The 678-nt window shown below is 62.8% G+C and carries 1 protein-coding gene; it reads left to right on the forward strand.

Going from position 1 to position 678, the window contains the following annotated elements; all coding sequences use genetic code 11:
• Positions 1 to 274: 274 nt before the first annotated feature.
• Positions 275 to 678: hypothetical protein (locus F6Q13_RS19045; protein WP_293059847.1), on the forward strand; the 404-nt coding region annotated here is incomplete at its 3' end.

The raw sequence follows: 678 nt of genomic DNA on the forward strand, positions 1-678 counted from the left end.
CAGGGTTGAGCTGGGTCGACTCATGTTGTCGACCAGGTCAACGGCAGATCCGAGCCATTTGTTCCCCGGTTACCCGGATTGCCGAGCGCCATCCTTTACACGCGTACACCTACGTGTCGCTCCGCCGGCAGGGGTTCTCGACCGGAACCGGCGACCGCTTGGGCGGAGCTGCTAGAGTCCGGGTTTCGTACATCTTTGGTGGGGGACGATCTGGAATTCAGCTGCGAAAGGTTTGGATGTGTCGGTTCGAGGCGTTCGCGGGTGGTGTGTCGGCGTGTGGCTCACCGGCGGCAGCGCCGCGGTTGCCGCCATGCTGGGGGTGCCTGGCGCGCACGCCGAGGGTGTCGATGAGATCAACGGCTGGACGGTGACACCGACCAGCGACACCGTGGAATTATTGACCAACAACGCCACCCTGTCGGACCCCGGCGATGCGCTGGGGCTGGGCACCTCGCCGATCGCCGGTGAGTGGGATAGCTACCCGGCGACGTTGAGCAGTATCGGGTCGGATGACCAATTCGTCACGCTGCCACCGTCAACCGATCATCTGCTCATCCAAGATGAGTGGTTTGCGGGGATGGAACAAGCCGTGGTTAAGGCCAACGACGTCCCCGGCAGCGGTCTGTTGGCCTACCTGGTGCCCGCCGATGGGGGTCATGAGGTTGTTGATCTGATCAA

Origin of the sequence: Mycobacterium sp. (assembly GCF_008709575.1) — a bacterium.
In the GTDB taxonomy this organism is placed as follows: Bacteria; Actinomycetota; Actinomycetes; order Mycobacteriales; family Mycobacteriaceae; genus Mycobacterium.